At 71.0% G+C, this 19786-nt stretch carries 16 protein-coding genes and 1 pseudogene; 6 read left to right on the forward strand and 11 right to left on the reverse strand.

What is annotated here, in order from left to right:
* Positions 1-70: 70 nt before the first annotated feature.
* From rpsR to rpmG, 4 genes are all read right to left on the reverse strand, one after another.
* A complete protein-coding gene (gene rpsR, locus DEJ50_RS08125; RefSeq protein WP_150206898.1) occupies positions 71-307 on the reverse strand; it encodes a 30S ribosomal protein S18 in 237 nt (78 codons plus the stop codon).
* Between the two features lie 71 nt (positions 308-378).
* Positions 379-1530, reverse strand: a complete 1152-nt coding sequence (locus DEJ50_RS08130; protein WP_150206899.1) for a CobW family GTP-binding protein — start codon at positions 1528-1530, stop codon at positions 379-381.
* Positions 1530-1775, reverse strand: a complete 246-nt coding sequence (locus tag DEJ50_RS08135; protein WP_150206900.1) for a type B 50S ribosomal protein L31 — start codon at positions 1773-1775, stop codon at positions 1530-1532. The genes DEJ50_RS08130 and DEJ50_RS08135 overlap by 1 nt, the downstream gene beginning before the upstream one ends.
* A gap of 39 nt (positions 1776-1814) precedes the next feature.
* Positions 1815-1979, reverse strand: coding sequence for a 50S ribosomal protein L33 (rpmG, locus tag DEJ50_RS08140; protein WP_099198435.1), 165 nt, complete (start codon positions 1977-1979; stop codon positions 1815-1817).
* Positions 1980-2043: 64 nt separating this feature from the next.
* Here rpmG and rpmB point away from each other — a divergent pair, with 64 nt between their 5' ends.
* The 4 genes from rpmB (at position 2044) to DEJ50_RS08160 (ending at position 4221) form a co-directional block, all read left to right on the forward strand.
* Positions 2044-2280: a 50S ribosomal protein L28 gene (gene rpmB / locus DEJ50_RS08145; RefSeq protein WP_150206901.1), complete on the forward strand. Its 237-nt coding sequence runs from the start codon at positions 2044-2046 to the stop codon at positions 2278-2280.
* The gene (gene rpsN, locus DEJ50_RS08150) at positions 2280-2585 is read left to right on the forward strand and encodes a 30S ribosomal protein S14 (RefSeq protein WP_150206902.1); all 306 of its coding nucleotides are present in this window, start codon (positions 2280-2282) and stop codon (positions 2583-2585) included. The genes rpmB and rpsN overlap by 1 nt, the downstream gene beginning before the upstream one ends.
* 279 nt (positions 2586-2864) lie before the next feature.
* Positions 2865-3035 carry a 50S ribosomal protein L32 gene (gene rpmF / locus DEJ50_RS08155; protein WP_150206903.1) on the forward strand — a complete coding sequence of 57 codons (171 nt, stop codon included), beginning with the start codon at positions 2865-2867 and terminating at the stop codon, positions 3033-3035.
* Positions 3036-3039: 4 nt separating this feature from the next.
* Positions 3040-4221 carry a GTP-binding protein gene (locus tag DEJ50_RS08160; protein WP_150206904.1) on the forward strand — a complete coding sequence of 394 codons (1182 nt, stop codon included), beginning with the start codon at positions 3040-3042 and terminating at the stop codon, positions 4219-4221.
* Positions 4222-4806: 585 nt separating this feature from the next.
* On the opposite strand, the gene DEJ50_RS08170 is transcribed toward DEJ50_RS08160, so the two are convergent.
* Both DEJ50_RS08170 and DEJ50_RS08175 read right to left on the reverse strand, forming a co-directional pair.
* A complete protein-coding gene (locus tag DEJ50_RS08170) occupies positions 4807-5925 on the reverse strand; it encodes a sensor histidine kinase (protein ID WP_150206905.1) in 1119 nt (372 codons plus the stop codon).
* A complete protein-coding gene (locus DEJ50_RS08175; protein WP_263399181.1) occupies positions 5922-6602 on the reverse strand; it encodes a response regulator in 681 nt (226 codons plus the stop codon). The genes DEJ50_RS08170 and DEJ50_RS08175 overlap by 4 nt, the downstream gene beginning before the upstream one ends.
* A 416-nt stretch (positions 6603-7018) precedes the next feature.
* Between DEJ50_RS08175 and DEJ50_RS34575 the strand changes: the two genes are divergently transcribed.
* Both DEJ50_RS34575 and DEJ50_RS08185 read left to right on the forward strand, forming a co-directional pair.
* Entirely contained in the window at positions 7019-7207 is a 189-nt protein-coding gene (locus tag DEJ50_RS34575; protein ID WP_223837671.1) for a hypothetical protein, read from the forward strand.
* 291 nt (positions 7208-7498) lie between these two features.
* On the forward strand, positions 7499-8782 hold the full coding sequence (locus tag DEJ50_RS08185) for a DUF418 domain-containing protein (RefSeq protein WP_150206906.1): 1284 nt from the start codon (positions 7499-7501) through the stop codon (positions 8780-8782).
* A gap of 330 nt (positions 8783-9112) precedes the next feature.
* On the opposite strand, the gene DEJ50_RS08190 is transcribed toward DEJ50_RS08185, so the two are convergent.
* The 5 genes and pseudogenes from DEJ50_RS08190 to DEJ50_RS08210 form a co-directional block, all read right to left on the reverse strand.
* Positions 9113-10915: an ABC transporter ATP-binding protein gene (locus tag DEJ50_RS08190; RefSeq protein WP_150206907.1), complete on the reverse strand. Its 1803-nt coding sequence runs from the start codon at positions 10913-10915 to the stop codon at positions 9113-9115.
* 546 nt (positions 10916-11461) lie between these two features.
* On the reverse strand, positions 11462-14089 hold the full coding sequence (locus DEJ50_RS08195; protein WP_150206908.1) for an RICIN domain-containing protein: 2628 nt from the start codon (positions 14087-14089) through the stop codon (positions 11462-11464).
* A gap of 38 nt (positions 14090-14127) precedes the next feature.
* Positions 14128-16491 (reverse strand): non-reducing end alpha-L-arabinofuranosidase family hydrolase, encoded by a 2364-nt coding sequence (locus DEJ50_RS08200; protein WP_150206909.1) that lies wholly within the window; start codon positions 16489-16491, stop codon positions 14128-14130.
* Between the two features lie 505 nt (positions 16492-16996).
* On the reverse strand, positions 16997-18571 hold the full coding sequence (locus DEJ50_RS08205) for a sigma-70 family RNA polymerase sigma factor (RefSeq protein ID WP_150206910.1): 1575 nt from the start codon (positions 18569-18571) through the stop codon (positions 16997-16999).
* Positions 18572-19419: 848 nt separating this feature from the next.
* Positions 19420-19605: pseudogene (locus DEJ50_RS08210) on the reverse strand (short-chain dehydrogenase); the annotation flags it as partial.
* Positions 19606-19786 lie beyond the last annotated feature (181 nt).

The raw sequence follows: 19786 nt of genomic DNA on the forward strand, positions 1-19786 counted from the left end.
ATTATCCCCCTGCGCCGCGGAGGTCTCCAGCGGACCGGCTGACGCCTCCGGGCGGTGCGCCCGGGTGCCGTCAGCGGCCGGCGTAGGGCAGCAGGGCCATCTCGCGGGCGTTCTTGATGGCGGTGGCGAGGGCCCGCTGCTGCTGGGCCGTGACGCGGGTGACGCGGCGGCTGCGGATCTTCCCGCGGTCGGAGATGTACTTCCGGAGGAGGTCGGTGTCCTTGTAGTCGATGTAGGTGATCCCGGCCGCGTCGAGCGGGTTGGGCCGGGGCTTGACGGGCTTGCGGATGTCGTGGCGTCGGGCCATGTCGGTATCTCCTTGCAGGAAGCTTCGGTCACGGTCGTGCCGGACCGTGACCGGGTCGTACAGGGTGGGTGTCAGGCGGCGTCGAGGAGGGAGTCGAAGGCGGCGGGCAGGTGTTTCCATGCCTCACGCCCCGCCGTGTACTCCGCGTCCGTCAGGAGGCAGGAGTCGAGGAGTCGTTCCAGCCCGTCGCGGTCGAGGCCGGGCGAGGTGAAGACGAGGTGCTGGCAGCAGTCGCCGTGGTCGGGGTGCCAGTCGAGCGCGGCTGCCGCACGGCGCATGGGCGGGACCATGTCCCAGGCCGCGTCCGGCAGCGACGCCAGCCACGGCCCGGCGCTCTCCACACACAGCGCACCGCCGGCCGCGTCCCAGGCGAGCAGCGTGTCCGGGCGGTCGGCGAGCCAGAACCGGCCCCGGCTGCGCGCGGCGGCACAGCACAGGTCCTCCAGCGCCTGGTAGAGGCGCTCGGGATGGAACGGCCTGCGGCGGTGCCACACGAGCGTGGTGACGCCGGCCTCGTCGGCGTCATGGGGCAGGAGGGCACACGCGGGGTGCTGGGCGGCTGCGGCGGCCTCGACGTCGAAGCCGGCGAACGCGGCCCGGGCGAGTTCGACGGAACCGGCCGGCACCCGCTGGGCGGTGGGATGGAGCTGAGCGAGGAGCGCGCGGTCTTCATCATCGGCCTCGTCGCTGTCGACGAGGGCGAGGACCGGCGCGTACTCCAGCTGACGAGCCCAGGTGTCCCCGATGGTCCGCTGGTCGGTGGGGGCCGCCGCGAGGCCTGCCTCGGCCAGGTCGTCGCCGTTGCCGAGACAGGGCAGGACGAGTGCGGGGTCCACGGCGGTGATCACGTTCGTCAGGACGAGCCGGTCCCCTCCGTGCCCGGCGATGACCTCGGCCATGGCCTTCGGCTCGACCGAGTCCCACAGCTCGACCACGGCGAGCCGGGTCAGGCCGCTGTCCGCCATGCGCTCCAGTTCCGGCACCAGGTCCTCGCGCAGTGCGCAGCACGCGCAGTCGTTGACCAGCGGTGTGTCACCGGTGGAGAGGGTGCCGGAGGCGTCGCGGATCACGCGGAGCACGGTGCCGTCGGGTGCCCCGGCCAGATCGTGGTGCAGCGCCACGCTTCCTTGCACGGACTGCAGAAGGCGTTCGACGACCTCCTTGCGCGCCTCGGTGTGCATCCCGGCGACGATCACGACGGGGAGCTGGTGGTCGCGCTCCATCAGCGGGTTCCGTAGCGGCGCTGGAACTTCTCGACGCGGCCGGCGGTGTCGAGGACGCGGGCGGTGCCCGTGTAGAAGGGGTGGCTCGCGGAGGAGATCTCCACGTCGACCACCGGGTAGGTGTTGCCGTCCTCCCAGTCGACGGTCTTGTCACTGGTCATCGTGGAACGGGTCAGGAAAGCGGTGCCGGAGGCGGTGTCGCGGAAGACGACGGGCCCGTAGGCGGGGTGGATGCCGGGCTTCACGGCAGGAACCTTTCGACGGTGGGGCGGGGTTGCCGGGGGTCAGCGCTCTTCGCGGAAGTCGACGTGGCGGCCGACGACGGGGTCGTACTTGCGCAACACCAGCCGATCGGGATCGTTGCGGCGGTTCTTGCGGGTGACGTAGGTGAACCCAGTGCCCGCGGTGGAGCGGAGCTTGATGACCGGGCGGATCTCATTGCGTGCCATGACGCTACTATATGGGAATGGTTTCCATTACCAACAAGCCCCCATCGAGGAAGGAGCAGGATCCATGTCCGCCCACTGCCAACTGACCGGCGCCAAGCCGGGATTCGGCAACAACATTTCCCACTCGCACCGGCGCACCTCGCGCCGCTTCGATCCGAACATCCAGCGCAAGCGCTACTGGCTGCCCAGCGAGGGGCGCCACGTCCGCCTGACGCTGAGCGCCAAGGCGATCAAGACGGTGGACTCGATCGGCATCGAGGCCGCCGTGACCCGTATCCGCGCCCGGGGAGGCAAGGTCTGATGGCGAAGAAGAGCAAGATCGCGCAGAACGAGAAGCGCAAGGAGACCGTCGAGCGGTACGCCGCCCGACGGGCCGAGCTCAAGGAGGTCATCCGCCGCCCGTCCTCTACCGCGGCCGAGCGGGAGGCGGCCCTCACGGAGCTGCGTCGACAGCCGCGCAACGCCAGTGCCACGCGCGTCCGCAACCGCGACAGCGTGGACGGCCGCCCCCGCGGCTATCTGCGCAAGTTCGGGCTCTCCCGCGTACGGGCCCGACAGCAGGCGCACGCCGGCTTCCTGCCGGGAGTGACCAAGTCCTCCTGGTAGTCGCCATCCACACCCGTACGCGTGCGACACCCCGACACGAGGGCAAGGAGCCCGGCGGGTGCCGCACGCGTACGCGTCGGGCATCGCCCCGTCACCAGTGGAACCGATCCAAGGGCCACGGGAGGTGGAGCGGGCAGGCCGACCCCCCGTGCAGTCGGCAGAACGTCGGCACCCCTGAGACCTGCGGGGCACGGACCGCACCCGAGGGGCCCGCATTTGGTAATGACATCCGTTTTCACGTAGCCTTTCCGGGCAGCCCCTACACCGAGGAGTCCCACCATGGCCGTCCCCAAGCGGAAGATGTCCCGCAGCAACACCCGCCACCGCCGCGCCCAGTGGAAGGCCACCACCCCGCAGCTGGTGCCCATCACCGTCGACGGCTCCGTCTACCAGGTACCGCAGCGCCTTGTGAAGGCCTACGAGCGCGGCCTCATCCACCCCGAAGGCTGATCCCGTGGCCCCGTTCGACCGCCTGCCGGTGACGGTTCTGTCCGGTTTCCTCGGCGCGGGAAAGACCACCCTGCTCAACCACGTGCTCAGCAACCGCGAGGGCCTCCGGGTCGCGGTGATCGTGAACGACATGAGCGAGGTCAACATCGACGCCGCGCTCGTGCGCGGTGGCGAGGCGGCGCTCTCGCGCACCGAGGAGCGGCTGGTCGAGATGACCAACGGGTGCATCTGCTGCACCCTGCGCGACGACCTGCTGGAGGAGGTCGACCGGCTCGCCCGCGAAGGCCGCTTCGACTACCTGCTCATCGAGTCCAGCGGCATCTCCGAGCCCATGCCGGTCGCCGCCACCTTCTCCTTCCCCCGGGACGACGGCGCCACCCTCGGCGACCTGGCCCGACTCGACACCATGGTCACCGTCGTCGACGCCTCGGACTTCCTGCGGGAACTCGCCGGCGGGGACGAACTCGCAGCACGCGGCCTCGACCAGTACGAGGACGACGAGCGGACCGTCAGCGATCTCCTCATGGACCAGGTCGAATTCGCGGACGTCATCGTCCTCAACAAGCTCGACCTGGTCGGGCCGGGCGACGCCGCACGGCTGCGCGCCACCCTCGCCCGGCTCAATCCCGAGGCCCGGATCGTGCCCGCCGTACGCGGCCACGTCGCACTCGAACAGGTCCTGGGCACCGGACTGTTCGACGTGGAGCGCGCCCAGCAGGCCCCGGGCTGGGTCAAGGAGCTCAACGGGGACCACGTCCCCGAAACCGAGGAGTACGGCATCTCCTCGCTGGTGTTCCGCGCCGATGCGGCCTTCCACCCCGGCAGGCTCTGGACGTTCGTCACCAAGGGCCTCGACAGCGGCACCTTCGGCAGGATCCTGCGCTCCAAGGGGTTCTTCTGGCTCGCCAGCCGCCCCCGGGTGACCGGCCTGTGGTCCCAGGCCGGCGCGGTGGCCCGCTTCGAGCCCTCGGGGGCCCGCGGCCCGGACACCACCCAGGGCCAGGAGCTGGTCTTCATCGGCATCGGGCTGCGCACCGAGGCGCTCCGGGCGGCGCTCGAGGCCTGCCTGCTCACGCCTGACGAGCCGGTCCCGGCCGAGGACGAGTTCCCGGCGTGGGAGACGTACGGCATCGACGACGCCTGCGAGCACGAGCCCGCCGCCACACCTGTGACGGCGGCGGCCTGAGACTCGGGCTGGGCGGTGGTCGCAGCCACGGCACCGCCCAGCCCGGCCCCACCGGGGGCCACCGAACCAGAACCCGACTTCTTCCCGGTCGCCGCAAGGCCCTGCGGGTCAGACAGCTGCCGCCCCACGGCTGCCCGACACCTGCCCGGTACGCAACAGAGCGTGATGACATGAGGGAGACGGGCAAGCGCCCGGAAGGCCGCCCACGCCGCTGACCGCCGGCACCCTCCAGGCGATCCGCGAGCGGGTCGGCAAGCGTGATGTGTCCGCGTACCCGGAGAAGGCCGCGCGGCGACAAACCGAGCGGGACAATCTGGACGAGCTGATCGCCGACTTCGACAGGGCCCACGGCCCTGCCGACCCGGGTGCGGTGGCAGCCAAGCGGGCGAAGCCCACCGGCGGCGCCTCCGCCGATGCCGGGGCAGCCGCGTGGGCGGCTCGCTCATCCCGGACAGCGAGGGCCCGGCCAGGGCCGCGCAGCACGACCGGGAGGGCCGGCGCACCATCGTCAACGCCTCGGCGGAGAGGTACGGGCTTGAGGCCGCCTTCCGGGTAGGAGCTCCGGCCGGGTCGGGCGGGCTGTGCTCAGTCGGACCGGGCGGGGGCTCGTAGTTCGACCCTGTACCCGCCTTGCGGGGTGGGTTCGGCGGTGAGGGTGCCGTGGAGCAGTTCGGCGCGCTCTTTCAGGCCGATGAGGCCGTGGCAGGCGCTGGGCAGGGCGACGGACGGGCGGGTGGGGGTGGTGTTGGTGACGGTGACGCCGAAGTGGTGCGCGTCGTGCCACAGGCGCACCTCGGAGCGGGCGCCGGGGGCGTGCTTGCGCACATTGGTGAGGGCTTCCTGGACCGTGCGGTAGACGGTGCGCTGGGCGGTGGTGCTGATGCCGACCGGAAGCTCTCCGGTCAGGGTGGTCTCGATGCCGCTGTTGGCGATGAGCTGCTGGAGGTCGGCGAGGGTGGGCTGGGGGGCGAGGGTCTCCTTGCCGCCGGAGGCCCGGAGCAGGGTGACCATGTGACGGAGCTCGTCGAGGGTGTCCACGCTCAGGGTGCGGATGGTGCGGGCGGCCTCGCGGGCGTCGGGGTCCTTGGCGGCGACCTGGAGGGCTCCGGCCTGTACGGCGATGAGGCTGACCTGGTGGGAGACGACGTCGTGCATCTCGCGGGCCAGCTGGGCCCGCTCGCGGGCGAGGACGGTCTCGGCGTGCAGGGCGCGCTCGTGTTCCCGGGCCTCCTCGACCTCGACGAGTTGGCGCGCCACGTCGCGTCTGGCCTGGACGAGTTGGCCGAACAGCACGGGCGCGAGGGCCGTGGCCAGCGTGTAGACGAACTGGACGAGCGTCCAGGTCCGGTCCTCGGCGAACGCGTCGGACAGCGGCCAGGTGAGGGTGCCTGCCGCCGCGTTCAGCAGGGCGCAGCCGGCCAGCAGCGGGCGGTTGCGGGTGGACGCGGCCAGTGTGTACAGGGCGGTGATCGGCGGGACCGCCACGTCCATGAACAGGGTCATGGGCAGGGTCAGCAGGAAGACGGTCAGTGGAAGGCGCCTGCGCAGGAGCAGCGCTGCGCTGCCGAGGGCGACGCAGGACCACGCGAGGGGGGTGCCTTCGTCGTGGAGGTTGATCCAGGCGTCGAGCACGGCGAGCGCGACGAGGCCCGTGTCGACCGCCCACGCCGGGACCCGCCGCCACAGCGCCCGGCCCGTGCTCATCGTCCGCTATCCCGTGCCGTGCCGTCGCCGCGCTCGCTGAGCAGTCCGGCTCGCTCGGCGAGCAGCGCCGCCTGGACACGGCTGGAGACCCGCAGCTTGGTCAGGATCGAGCTGACGTGGTCCTTGACGGTGCCCGCGCTCAGATGGATACGGGCGCCGATGTCGGCGTTGGACAGTCCTTCCGCGATCAGGACGAGGACGTCACGCTCCCGGTCGCTGAGCAGGCCGACGCGTGCCACGTCCGCGTCCTGGGGTCCCCCCGCCCCCGGGTGACCGCGAAGCAGCGCGCGTGAGGCTTTCGGCGACATCACCACCCCGCCCGCGGCCAGGGTGCGGACCAGCTGGGCGAGCTGTTCGGGCTCGGTGTCCTTGAGCAGGAAGCCGGCGGCCCCCGAGCGCAGTGCGGTGAGGATGTACTCGTCGGTGTCGAAGGTGGTCAGCATGGCCACGTGGGGTGGTGCGGGCAGTTCCTGGATCTGCCGCAGGACGGTCAGACCGTCGACGTCCGGCATGCGGATGTCGAGGAGCACGACGTCCGGCCGCTCGCGGCGGATCACGTCGGCAGCCTGCGCCCCTTCCGCCGTCGCCACGACCTCGATGCCGTCGGACGCGTTCAGGATCATCCGGAAGCCGGACCGCACCAGGGCCTCGTCGTCCACAACCACTACCCGGATCACCGGCGTCCCGCCTCACACTCGTCTGCTCTGTCCTGCTTCTCGGCGACCCGTACATCCCGCCCCTCACCGCAGCGTGCGGTATCTCGTGCAGTGTTCGCCTGCCGCCGACAGTACGTCCGGCAGGGTACGCGGTGGCGCGATCACCGTGGACTGTGGACACTCGGCGGGTCGGCTCCAGCCGGTCGGGGGGGTCCGGCCCATCGGCACGCGGCCGGGCGAGGCTCGGCGGACGGCGCCCGTCGTGCTCCTCCGATGGCATCGGTACGTGGCTCCGCTCCTGTCGGCGAGCCACAGCCGATATCCATGTCGTTCGAGGGTCACCCAGCCATGCGCCGCCCGTTCCTGCGTCGGTCTGTCCGTGTTCTGCGCCGCGGTGCGGCGCGGCCTCATGTGCTGTTCGGGGGGTGCACGGCGCGGTGCCGGCCAGCTCCATGATGGGTTACGCCCATCTGATTGCCCTGCGCGGCGACCGCGCCCACCACGGTGTGCGTGCCGGGGTGCGGCTGCTGCTGTCCGAGTGGCCGCTGGCAGTGGCGACAGCGCCGACGCTGGTCCTGCTGCTCGGCGCGGCCTGGGGCTGGTGGCCCTCGGCGGGCGTCGAGTAGGTGGTCTTCACCGTGAACGTGGTGCTGCTGTTCGCCTGGGGGCTCGTCGCGGCCCGTGCCGCCGGCCTCACCTGGCGATCCGCCGTGCGGATCGGCGTGGTCGACGCTGCTCGGGCTCGTGGTCGTGCTCGTGGTGGCCAACGCCGTCATCACATAGGGCGATACGTCCCGTACCCTGACCGGCCGGGGTGCTGGTCCGCCGGTCGGCGGAGTGGTCCCGGCCGGTCGGCGGGGGTAGCACCGCGGCCTGCCGGATGGCCCGCCTTCTGCCGAGCCGGCGAGGTTGCTCGTATGAGACAGATACAGCCGCCGCAGGGGGCTTCGGCCCCGCAGAAGAGCTCGCCTCCACGACCCGTGACCTCGCCCGCATCCGCCGGAAAGGGCACGGACGGTCCCTCGACGGGACGTCTGGTCGGGGTGGACCTGGCCCGCGCGCTGGCGGTGTTCGGCATGTACATCGTGCACATAGGCCCGCCGCTGTCGGCCACGGACGGCGTCGGTAGGTGGGTCCGGTTCCTGGCCGACGGTCACTCGTCGGTCCTGTTCGCCACCCTCGCCGGGTTCTCGCTGATGCTGATCGCCGGCCGCCGTGAGCCGAGGACCGGCCTCGCCGGCCGCCAGGCGAAGGCGCGGATCGCGATCCGCGCCGTGATCCTGCTGGTGCTCGGCAGCGTGCTGGCGATGGAGTACGGGGACGTCATCATCCTCGGCTTCTACGGCGTCTACTTCCTCCTCGCCCTGCCTCTGCTGCGGCTGTCCGCCAGGACCCTGGCGATCACCGCTGCAGGGCTCGCGCTCGTCACGCCGCAGCTGGCGTTCGTCCTGAAGGTGTGGCTGAGCGGGTCCGTCCTGCAGACCATTGGCGCCTACGACCCGCTCGAGAAGCTCAACGACGTGGGCGTCGTCGATCTGCTGCTCACGGGCCTCTACCCGACGATCACGTGGATGCCGTTCGTGATCGCCGGCATGGCGCTGGCCCGTCTCGACCTGTCGGCCGTCTCCGTCCAGCGGCGCCTTGCCGCGCTCGGCGCCGCTCTCACCGTGGCCGCGTACGGACTGTCCCTGCTGCTGGCGGGCAAGGACGCGGTGTTCGGCGGAACCGGGGGACCGTCCAGCGGCTCCGGGTCGTGGTCCGGCGGTTCCGGTCCGTCCGGCGGCCCCGGGGCGGGGTCGGGTGGCAGCGGGAGCGGCGAGCAGCTCGTGTCGTCGGCCTCGGACCTGCTGGGTGCCGGGCCGCACACCGGCACGACGTTCGACATCCTCGGCAGTGTGGGCGTGGCGATCCTCGTGATCGTGGGCGCGACGATACTCATGGACCGCCTCGCGCGACTGCGCCGTCCGGCGAAGCCGGTCATCGCCGTGGGCACCATGTCCCTGACGGCCTACGTGGGCCACTTCCTCGCACAGTCCGCGTGGCCTGCGTCCGGCGCCGGCACCACGACGTCCTGGGTGCCCGTGCTCCTGTACATCCTCGGGGCGATCGTGTTCGCCGCCATCTGGGCCCGTTTCTTCCGCCGCGGCCCCTTGGAGTACCTCCTGAACGCCGCCACCAAGCCCGCCAAGTACGTCCGCTGACGTCCGTTCGGGGTGGCTCGGGATCCTCTGCGCCACCCGGCCCGGACAACCCGCTTGGCCCGCAAGGGGATTCCCCTTGCGGGCTTCGGCGTACCCAGAATCGGACGGGCGGGCGAAGTACGGTGTCCCCCGCGTCTGCGGTGCCTCCGCCGAGAGGCCGGTGGAGCGCTCTATGGGCTCTTCCGGGTGGACGGGGCTGCCGGCGAGCAGGGCGGAACGGTGGGATGCGGCGGCACCCTGCGGCAGGCCGACGCCTCCACGTCACACAGCCGGGGTGCCCCTCCATACGGCGGGGACATCCCGACTGTGGCCATTTCGTACCGGCCCGCCCTACTGGCGCGAGCGGCCCACGGAGGTCAGGAGCTGGGTAGCCGCAAGCTGTGCGTACAGCTCGTCCTCGGCCACCAGCTCCTCATGGGTGCCGATCGCGCGGACCGTGCCGGCGTCCATGACAACGATGCGGTCGGCGTCCGTCACCGTCGACAGGCGGTGCGCCACCACCAGGACGGTGGTCTCGCGTGCCGTCTCGGCGATGACGTCCCGCAGCGCCAGCTCGTTGACCGCGTCGAGCTGCGAGGTCGCCTCGTCCAGGAGCAGCAGCCGGGGCCTGCGCAGCAGCGCGCGGGCGATCGCGACGCGCTGGCGCTCCCCGCCGGACAGCTTCGAGCCGCGGTGTCCGACCAGGGTGTCCAGGCCGTGCGGGAGACGCTCGACGAGGGCGTCGAGCCTGATCCGTGCGAGGACGGCGCGGATGTCGTCGTCCGTCGCGCCGGGCGCGCTGAAGACCAGGTTCTCCCGCAGCGTTCCGGCCAGCACCGGCGCGTCCTGCTCGACGTACCCGATGACGGATCGCAGTTCGGACAGCGGCCACTGCCGGATGTCCTGGCCGTCGACCAGGATCCGCCCGCCGGTCGTCTCGTAGAACCGCTCGATGAGCGAGAAGACCGTCGACTTGCCCGCGCCCGAAGGCCCGACGAAGGCGGTCATCCCGGCGCCCGGCACCTCGAAGTCCACCCGCTGGTGGATGTCGGGCAGTCCGGGCCCGTAGCGGAAGGACACGTCCTCGAAGCGGACCGACGCCGGCCGCCGTACGGCCGCAGTCCCCTCGGCCCGCACCGGCTGGTGCGTGGCCGACGGCTCCGCCGCCAGTCGGTCCACCTCTTTGATCCGGGAGATCGCGGCGGCGCCCTCCTGGTACGCGGAGGCGGCCTCGACCAGCTTGTACACCGGCTCCATCAGATAGAACAGGTACAGCAGGAAGGCGATGAGCGTGGAGACCGGGATGTCCCCGGACGCCACCCGCGCCCCGCCGACGGCGAGCACCGCGAGGAACGCCAGCTCGACGGCGAGGTTGTCCGCCGTTCCCAGCAGCGCCTCCCACTTCGCGCCGCGCACGCCGTGGCGCCACGCCCGCCGGGCCGAAGCCTCGACGCGGGCGGTCTCCCGCTCCTCCGCGCCGGACGCCTTCACCGTGCGGAATGCGCCGAAGACCCGCTCCAGGCCGGTGGACATCTCCCCCACCGCGGCCTGGGAGCGCTCGGCCGCCTGTCCGATCTTCGGCATCACCAGCGCGGCGCCCGCCCCGACGACCACGACCACGACGAGGGCGACGCCGAGCAGGACGGCATCCAGGAAGGCCATCACCACGACCGCCGCGATCAGCGTCAGCATCCCGGTCGCGGCGTTGACCACCGCCTGCGTGCTGACGGCCCGCAGCAGCGTGGTGTCGGAGGTCACCCGCGACATCAGATCGCCCGGCTGCATCCGGTCCACCGCCGTCAGCCGCAGCCGCAGCAGCCGGCCGATCAGGCTGCGGCGCGCGGCCAGGACCACCGACTCCGCCGTCCGCTCCAGCACATAGGCGCCGAACGCCTCGGCCACCGTGCTCAGCAGCACCAGCACGGTCAGCGCCAGCAGGACGGTGGCGATCGTGCCACCGGACGACAGCCGGTCGACCAGCGCCTTCGTGGCCAGTGGCTGGAGCAGCCCTCCGGCGGCCCCGGCCAGCGCCAGCAGCAGACCGAGTACGACGGTCCACCGGTGCGGGCGGACATACCCGTACAGCGCCTTGAGCGTCTCGCGGACGCGCAGGAACTCGGCACCCGTCGCCTCCGGGGCGGATGCGGTGTTCACAAGATTCCTTTCCTATTCCTATGTGGTCTGCCGCGCACCTTGTCAGCGGCGGACAGCATCAGCCCGCACGGGGCCTCCGGGCTCGGCTCAGGGGGCCAGTTCGACGGCCGTCGCGGCAAGCATGTGCACAACGGCATCGCGGAGTTCTGGGCGGACGGCGGCCAGGCCGAGGCCGCTCGCCACCAGCGCCATGCCGAGAAACTCCCAGAGCGCGCTCCTGGGCGGCTGGCGACGACCCGCTGCTTCGGACGGGGGCCGGGGGCCGTATCGGGCTCCTGCTCATGCGCACGCTGTGTCATGCCACCAGCCTGGAGGCCCGGCGTTCCGTCGGGCATCCGGCGATCGTCGGGTGTCCCCCCGCCAAGTGGCTGGAGCCGCCTGCACACAGGGTGACCGGAGCAACGAAAGCCGGCGAAGGAGCCGGCGGGGCCAGCGGTGCGATTCCGCAGCAGAAAGCCGCCCTCCGACCGAGGTCGAGGGGCGGCCTTCTGTTACTGATCGCGCGTCAGCTCAAGCATCAGACGTGCGTCCGCTCCGGAGTCGGGGTCAGGACGGGTCGCCGTACTGGAGACCACGCCCGTTCGTGCCGACGTACACGCGACCGAAGGTGTCGGGGTCGCCGGTGATGACGCCGACGCCGCCGATGCTGCCCCACTGGTGGGCGTCGTCGTTGACGCGGAGCCAGGTGGCGCCCTTGTCGGTGGAGCGGAAGACGCCGGTGACGTCCTTGACGGTGCCGATCATGTACAGGGCCTGGTAGGAGGCGCCGGGTGCCGCCTTGCCGAAGCCGAGGGCGGAGGCGGACTTCACCGTGGTGAGCGGGGTGAAGGTGCGGCCTCCGTCAGTCGAGTGCAGCAGCCCCTGACCACCGCCGGCGATCCACAGGTCCCCCGCGACGCCGGGCACGGCCGTGAGCCGGCCATCGGCGGGAAGGCCGGTGGCACGGGCGGTGAAGGTCGCTCCGCCGTCGGTGCTGGCGTGGAGCGTGCCGCCGGACAGGGAGTAGAACGTCCGGGCCGAGGAGCGGTCGGCGACGACGGCGGCGTCGGTGCCCAGGCCACCGACCCTCGACCAGCTCGTCCCCTTGTCGGTCGAGCGGTACGGGGCCTGGCCGGCCTGGGTCCAGACGATGGTCGAGCCGTCCGCCGAGAGCGCGACGCGCCCGTCCTGGGCACCGGCCACCGGCTCCGCCTTGAAGCCGTTCCAGCTGATGCCGCCGTCGGTGGAGTAGGCACCGTCCTGCGCGCCGCCACGGCCGACACGGACCATGACCGAGGGGTTGGACTGGGCGAAGTCGATGTCGGTGCTGTTGGTCATCATCGGGTTGCTCAGCCGCCCGGACGGCACCTTGGTCAGGTCGTCGTGGCGGAAACCGCCTTGGTCGCCCATGGCTGTGATGACGGTGGCACCGCCGGGCGGGGCGATCGCGTCCATCAGCGCGGTCTCCTCCAGGCCACGCGCCCCCACGGCCCAGTGGCTGGTGCCGCCGTTGTCGGTGGCGTCGGCGTCCTTGCTGCGCCAGATGCCGTTGCCGGTGCCGTACAGCACGTGCCCGGAGTCGAAGGGGTCGATGGCCAGGGCGGTCATCCAGTGCCCGGTGTGGGTGCCGATGTACGGAGCGGCCGAGGCGTTCCGTACCGACTTGTCCGCCAGCGCCTTCCAGGTCGTGCCGCCGTCGGTGGTGCGGTAGATCTCGTCCTCGGGCCACCAGCGGTCGAGCGTGGTGACCATCACCGTGGACGGCTTGTTCGGATCGACGGCCAGGCCGGAGAACCCGTAGCCGCCCTGCGAGGGGGAGATGTTCTTCCACGTCCCGCCCTGCGGCGTGTACTTCCGCACCGAGCCCGCCGTCACGCCGTTGGGCCCGAGGGCGTTGGTGTACGTCACGTACAGCGAGCCGTCACCGGAGACCACCCCGTGCTGCGGCATCTGGCCGGTGGGTTGGCCGGGGACGGCCTGCCAGGTGCTGCCACCGTCGGTGGAGCGGTACAGGGAGGTGGACCTGTCGGCGACGCCGACGTAGATCGTCTTGCTGCCGGCCGGACCGTAGGTCACGAAGGAGATGCCCGCGCCGCTGCCCGCCCCGTCCTTGACGGGGAACGTGGAGACCTGCCGCCAGGTCGCCCCGTGGTCCGTGCTGCGCCACAGGCCGTTCTTGCGGGTGCCGAGCAGCAGGGTGCGGTGATCCGAGGGGTCGATCACGAGCCGCTCGCCCGCCCCGCGGCCGTCCTCGTTGCCGCCCAGCTTGAACGGCAGATCAGTGCGCTCGAAGGTGCGGCCCCGGTCGGTGGAGCGCAGGATCGCGCCGTTGCCGGCCCATTCGTTGGTATAGGTGCCCGCCGCGAGGTAGAGGCGGTTCGGCTCCACGGGATCGGTGGCCACCGCGTCGATGCCGAGCAGGTTCCAGTCCTTCTCGCCGAGCCAGTCGGTCAGCGGGATCCACTGCTCGGCACCGGTGTCCCACCGGTAGGCGCCGCCCATGTCGGTACGCGCGTACAGCAGCCCCTTCTCCCGCGGGTTGAACACCAGCCCCGTGACGTAACCGCCGCCGACCACCTGGGCGTTCCGCCATGTGTACGGGCCGGCCGCCGCTGACGGGGCAGCGGCCACCTTCACCAGCTTCCACTGCTGGTTGGTGCTGCCATGGCCGCGATACTGGATGACTGCCGCGCCGTCGGCCGTGGAGCCTCCGGAGACGTCCAGGACCTGGCCGCTCCTGCGGGAGGTGAAGGTGACGGCGTCGGAACCGCTCACCGTGTCGATCCGCCACTCCTGGGAGGCGGAGGAGCTGTCGGTCTGCTGCTCGGCGGCAGCCGCCTGTGCGGTCGAGTCGCCGGCTATACCGAGTACTTTGCCGCTGTTGCGGTTCACCAGCTCGTAGTAGCCGTCGCCGGTGGACCTCAGCGTCCACTGCTGGTTGGCGGTGTTCTGGTCGGTCCACTGCTGGATACGCGTGCCGTCGGCGGTGGAGAAGGCGTTGACGTCGAGCGCCTTGCCGCTGCGTACGGAGACCAGCCGGTAGTAGGCATGGCCGTCGACCGTCGCGGCCTGCGAGTCGTCCTGCACGAACAGGAGGTACGGCACGACGATGGCGGGCACACCGAGCAGCAGGGCGGTGGCGGTCCTGCGACGGCGGTGACGTCCGCGACGCCGGCCGTTCGTGGGGTTGTTCATGGGGGTGTTTCTCCTTGTGCAACCGTGGGTCGGGCGGGTCAGCGCCGCAGGGTCAGGACGCCCGGCCGGTACGGCAGCCGGTCGTAGGGGCCACCCGCCTGCGGGGACTTGCCCTGGTAGAGGAACTGCAGGTTGCAGGGGTCGATGGTCATGGTCTGATCGGGGTTGGTGCGGATCAGATCACCGTGGCTGATGTCGTTGGTCCAGGTGGCACCGCTGTTGGCCTTGCCCGCGAAGGGGTTGCTCTCGTCGGCGGCCTGCGGGGTCCACGAGCCGCTCAGGCTGGTGGCCGTGAAGGAGCGGAAGTAGCGCTGCTCGTGCGCACCCCGGGCCTCGACGATCATGAGGTACTGGTTGTGGCCCTGGACCTTGTAGACCTGCGGCGCCTCGAACAGGTTCTTCGCGGTGTCGCTCATGACCGTCGTGTACGACGAGCCGAAGCTGCCGGGGAAGTTCCCGATCGGCATGCTCGCCCGGTAGATCTTGCCGTTGTCGCCGGCGAAGAAGAGGTACATGTTGCGGTCGTCGGCGATCAGGGTCTGGTCGATCGGGCCGGTGCCGGATTCGGTGCGGGGGATGCTGCCGGTGAACAGCGGCTGCGGCGCGGACCAGCCATGGGGGTTGGTGGGGTCGCTCGACGTGCGGTAGCTGAAGGGCGACGCACCCCACTGGTACGCCAGTACCCAGATCTTCTTGGGCGCGAAGTAGAACAGCGTGGGCGCCACCGCGTTCTGGTTCATCCCGGTCTGCCCGGCCGCCGCCATGTCGGGCCAGTTCGTGAAGGGGCTGAAGGCCATCGAGCCGTAGGAGGTTCCCGACGCGCTCGACCCGTAGACCAGGTGCTTGCCGCCCAGCGTCACATGGGTGAAGTCCTTCAGCGCGGCCCACCCGTTCGACGGCTGCGCGAGGGGACCGGTCGAACTCCACCTGTACGTCGACGGAAGAGCACACGTGCCGCCGCCCGTGCTGGACGGGGCTGTCCACTTCTGGTTGCCGACGGGCGCGCAGGTGTGCAGCTGGATCCTGGTGCCGTTCGCGGTGGCCGCGCCGACGGCGTCGAGGCACAGCCCGGACTGGACGCCGGTGATCGTGCCGTCGGTGTTGATGTTCCACTGCTGGTTGGCGCCGCCGTTGCAGTCCCAGATGACCACCGGGGTGCCGTTGGTGGTGCCCTTGCTCTTGGCGTCCATGCACTTGTTCCCGTGGACCTTCAGCTGCTTGGCGGCGGTGTGGGTCCAGCGCTGGCTGGGCTGTCCGCCGCAGTCCCGCAGTTGCGCCTGGGTGCCGTTGGCCGTGGCGGAGCCGGGGATGTCGATACAGCGCCCGGAGGCCGCGCCCTTGATCTCCCCGGTGCTGCCGGCCGGGTTGACCGGAGAGGTACCTGAGCCGGATCTGAACGCACGCGTGACGGCGGTGTACGCGGGCTTGGGCTTGCCGCTGTTGTCGAACAGCAGGGGATGCTCGCCGCTGCGCCAGGAATCGCTGTCACGGACGCCCCACACCGTGATGCCGGTGCACCGTGCCACCGACAGGCAGGCGCTGACCGTGTTCGCGTAGTGGGTGGGTGACGCCTGGGCGATGTCCAGCTCGGTGATCTGTACGTCGACGCCGAGGGCGGCGAAACTGGCCAGGGTGGTCCTGAAGCTCGCCGGCGGGCCGCCCGCCCCGAAGTGGCTCTGGAAGCCGACGCAGTCGATGGGCACGCCACGGGACGTGAAGTCCTTGACCATGCGGTAGACGCCCTGGGTCTTGGCGTCCGACCAGTTCTCGATGTTGTAGTCGTTGTAGCAGAGCTTGGACGAGGGGTCGGCCGCCCGGGCGGTGCGGAACGCCTCCTCGATGAAACCGTTGCCGAGCACCTTCTGGAAGACCGAGTCGCGGAGTTGGCCGCTGCCACCGTCGGCGAAGGCCTCGTTGACCACGTCCCAGGCGTAGATCTTGCCCTTGTAGTGGGTCATCTGCGTCGTGATGTGGTGGTTCATCACGCTGCGCAGCGTGCCCGCGTCCCGGATGGCGCCGACCCAGGAGGGGAGCTGCGAGTGCCAGACCAGGGTGTGTCCGCGCATTCGCTGGCCGTGCGCCGAGGCACGGTTGACGATCCGGTCGGCGGGGCCGAAGTTGAAATTGCCGCGGGACGGTTCGATGGCGTCCCACTTCATCTCGTTCTCCGGGGTGATCATGTTGAACTCCCGGTCCGCGATCGCGGTGTACGTCGGATCGCCGAGCCGGCCGGCGGCTACAGCAGTGCCGAAGTACCTGCCCGACGAGACCGCCTGGGTACCCAGGCCCGCGGCTCCGGCGGAGCTGGGGAGGAGCGTCACAACACCGGCCACCAGCGCCGCGGCCGTCAGGCCTGTCGCCAGTGTCCGGCGACGCCGGCGGAGCCGGTGCAGGCCCTTCATGATTCTCCTCGGGAGTCGGTTGTCATCCCGGGTGCCGTGATCGTGCGCGCGCCGGCCAGGGCGGCCCGATCTGCCGCGGAGTGTCGTGTCATGGGAGTGGCTTTCTTCAGGGGACAGGTCAACGGGGGAAGCCGGGAAACCCGCTACGCCGTCACGTCAAGGCGAGCGGCGGGAAGGCACCCCTGAAAGTGGAGGCTTGAGGACTCGCGGTCTCGTAACGGAAAACCCGCGCCGTCCGGGACGATCGCTCGGTGATGCATCTCGCAGCTGGAAAGCGTTACGCCGGGCCCCGCGATCTGGTCGTCCCCGGGGAATCGGCGCACCGCACCGCTCATCGGCGAAGGAATCCGCTCACGGCGAGGCAGCCGTCGACGCCATGGCATCGGAGCCGGGTTGGGGTGCGGGACCCGGCTCACCGCCGGGTGGAGAGGGCACGGTGCGGGACCGTACCGCGGGATCACCCGCCGTCACTGAGACGGCCGGGTCCCCGCTGATCGAGGAGCGGTCATCGATCCGCGGGCCCGCGCACGGTGAAGGAGGCCTGGCCGGCGAAGGCCTTGGTGCCGTCGGAGCCGTCGAGCCAGATGCCGCCGTCGCGGTGGCGTAGGACAGAACCGGGATAGTTGTGCGCGTGCAGGGTCACCGACCCGGCGACCGCCCCGGGGCGCGGGCAGAAGGTGGCGTCTTCCCGGAACAGTTCGCTGCCGTCGTCGGTGCTCAGCCGGAGCCGCAGGTAATGGTGGCGAAGATACCGGCCGTCCGCGGCACGGAAGGTGACACACCGTGTGTCGGCCAGTCCCCTGACGACCGTGAAGGTGACCCGTTGCCGTGCCCGCGCGCCGCTTGACGCGGAAACCTGGCCGAGCGCCGCGAAGTCGCCGTCGTACGTGACGAACAGGCCGGGCCGGTCCACGGACTCCAGCGACTGCGCGCCCAGCGGAACAGTGCCGGTGACGGCGGTCGGACCCACCGGGGACGGTGTGGCCGGCGGGGTGGTGGGCGACGGGATCGGCGTGGGGGTACCGACCGTGGGAGTACCGCTCGCGGAAGCGGCGACCGTGGGAGCGGCGATAACGCCGGGCACCCGCGGCGCCGGTTCGGGCCAGGCCGCGTAGGTGACGGTCCCGGCGACGAGTATCGCGCCGGTGGCGAGGCTCGCCACCGGATGGGCGGTCACCGCGTGGAGTTTGCCGAGCAGCGAGCCGTGCAGACCGCCTCCCCCCGTCGCCGCGCCGGCGGCGACGTGTGCCGTGGCCAGCCCGGCGGCGCTCGCGGCCGTACCCGACAACAGGCCCTTGGCGGTCAGCGCGGCGACGAGTGCGGCCGGGACGGCCAGCGGCGTGAGGCTGAGGATCAGCAGTTCGGCCGGAACCCGTTCTGTCGTCGTCGCCGTGCAGATCGGGCAGTCGCGGGTGTGCCGCGCGATCCGCTTGCGCCACACGGACGTACGCAGACCGTCCCAGCCGACGACGGCCTCGTTCAGCCCCGGACAGCGCGGGTCCGCCTCCAGCGCGGTGACGATCGTCCGGCTCAGTTCCAGTTGCTCGCGCATGCGCTGCAGGCGTACTCCGGTGTGGGCGACACTGAGCCCCATCGCGTCGGCGATGTCCTGACGGCTCAGCAAGCCGGCGCATTCCTGCCACCACAGCGACAGCAGCACCCGGTGATCCGGGTCGAGCCACCGGCCGGCTTCGACCGCGTGACGGCGTTCGTCCGACATGCGCAGCCGCACGATCGCCGCATCCTCGAGCGCGCCGCCGACGTTCGGTACCTCGAGCGCCTCGTCGATGACCGTGATCCGGTCGTCAAGCGTGCGTCGCCGGTGCCAGTGGGTATTGATCTGGCGGAGTGTGATGGACACCAGCCAGGACCGGAAGCTTTCCGGGGCGCGCAGGGCAGGCAGGTCGCGCACCACGCGCAGCAGGGTCTCCTGAACGACGTCGTCGACGTCGGCATGTCCGCTCAGCGCTCGCCCGACGATGTTGTAGAGCAACGGCAGGTACGCGGCGACCAGCTGCTCGCGCGCGCGATCGTCGCCGGCCTGCGCCGCGACAACCAGCTCCGCGTGATCCGCGTCCATGAGCCCCATTCCCACCTCTTCAGGGGAGCGATCCGCCGAGTACGGCGGCACACCCTAGCCTCGACGAAGGCATACGGCCAAAGCCTGCGCCTCGGGCGGACGGTCTGGCCCATGTCGACATGGAAGGCCCGGTGCCCAGGGGTGCGCGTCCGGTCCCACCCGGCCGACTCGCTGACGGCCCATTCAAGCCGATGATCTCGGAAGGCCACGCGCGGTGGGGCTCCACGCTCCAGGGAACCCCTGACACCACACGCGCCGGACGCCCCACCTGGCGTCACGGAACGTCACTACCGCGAAGCGGATGGGGCAGGGGCAGCCAACAGCACGGCGGTCAGCGCCCCAGCCACTTCGAGGTGCCCCACCGCCACACAGCCGAGGGCTCCCGCCCGGCGGTCGCCCACCACGCATGACGACCCATCAGGAACCGCGTCATTCGTGCGTCAAACGTGCGTCACGTGCGTCACGTGCGTCGAACATGCGTCAAGATATCGCGCCTATCGCACGTAACGCCCATCACGCACACACGCTCATAGAAACAGCAGGTCAGCGGCCCTTTTCGGCGGGCTCAAGGATCGCGACGCACTCGACATGATGGGTCATCGAAATAAGATCTAGACAGGTTACCGATGTGCGTTACGTGCGAAGTGGGCGGTATGTGCAGCACCCTGACGCTTCCTGCCTGTCTCCAAGCGCGCGAGAGGGCCCGGCGAGGGCCGACCAATGACGCGGTCCGCCTCGCCGGGCGGGGCAGTGGTCAGCGCCGGCCGGCTTCGCTGCCGTGGTTGGCGGCCTTCTTGCAGCGGCCTTCTTCTTGCGTGCGCGTTCGGACGTGGCGGTACGAGGTCCCTTCAGGCCATGTGGCCGACGAGGAGGTCGGCGAGCTTGCTCAGGCGCTTGTCCGCGCGGTCCTCGGTGGCGGCCGGGGCGGGCGCCACGCCCTGGTCGCGGTCGAAGTAGGCGCCGTTGTCGACAATCTCGGTGGCCGGGTCGACCAGCCGTACGACGTGGGCCGCGCCCTCGGCGGCGGGGCGCCCTCTCCCGGCTGCCTTCCAGGCGCCGCTTCCGGACCAGTCACGGGCCAAGGGGCGGGTCTCGGCAGCCTGCGCAGAGAGATCAGACGAGTTCGGAGCCCTGGAACGCCCACCGGCCCGCCTTCCGTCGATGCGTGCGAGGGCCAGGCCCAGCCAGCAACCATGCGGCTCCTCGGGCAGAGCG

The sequence above is a fragment of the Streptomyces venezuelae genome (assembly GCF_008642295.1).
Classification (GTDB): Bacteria; Actinomycetota; Actinomycetes; order Streptomycetales; family Streptomycetaceae; genus Streptomyces; species Streptomyces venezuelae_C.

What these genes read in the sequence shown, in the direction of transcription:
- rpsN (WP_150206902.1), top strand. Translation starts at nt 2,280, where the DNA reads ATGGCGAAGAAGAGCAAGATCGCGCAGAACGAGAAGCGCAAGGAGACC.
- DEJ50_RS08170 (WP_150206905.1), bottom strand. Translation starts at nt 5,925, where the DNA reads ATGAGCACGGGCCGGGCGCTGTGGCGGCGGGTCCCGGCGTGGGCGGTC.
- DEJ50_RS08130 (WP_150206899.1), bottom strand. Translation starts at nt 1,530, where the DNA reads ATGGAGCGCGACCACCAGCTCCCCGTCGTGATCGTCGCCGGGATGCAC.
- rpmF (WP_150206903.1), top strand. Translation starts at nt 2,865, where the DNA reads ATGGCCGTCCCCAAGCGGAAGATGTCCCGCAGCAACACCCGCCACCGC.
- DEJ50_RS08205 (WP_150206910.1), bottom strand. Translation starts at nt 18,571, where the DNA reads ATGGACGCGGATCACGCGGAGCTGGTTGTCGCGGCGCAGGCCGGCGAC.
- DEJ50_RS08195 (WP_150206908.1), bottom strand. Translation starts at nt 14,089, where the DNA reads ATGAACAACCCCACGAACGGCCGGCGTCGCGGACGTCACCGCCGTCGC.
- DEJ50_RS08200 (WP_150206909.1), bottom strand. Translation starts at nt 16,491, where the DNA reads ATGAAGGGCCTGCACCGGCTCCGCCGGCGTCGCCGGACACTGGCGACA.
- rpmG (WP_099198435.1), bottom strand. Translation starts at nt 1,979, where the DNA reads ATGGCACGCAATGAGATCCGCCCGGTCATCAAGCTCCGCTCCACCGCG.
- rpmB (WP_150206901.1), top strand. Translation starts at nt 2,044, where the DNA reads ATGTCCGCCCACTGCCAACTGACCGGCGCCAAGCCGGGATTCGGCAAC.
- DEJ50_RS08185 (WP_150206906.1), top strand. Translation starts at nt 7,499, where the DNA reads ATGAGACAGATACAGCCGCCGCAGGGGGCTTCGGCCCCGCAGAAGAGC.
- rpsR (WP_150206898.1), bottom strand. Translation starts at nt 307, where the DNA reads ATGGCCCGACGCCACGACATCCGCAAGCCCGTCAAGCCCCGGCCCAAC.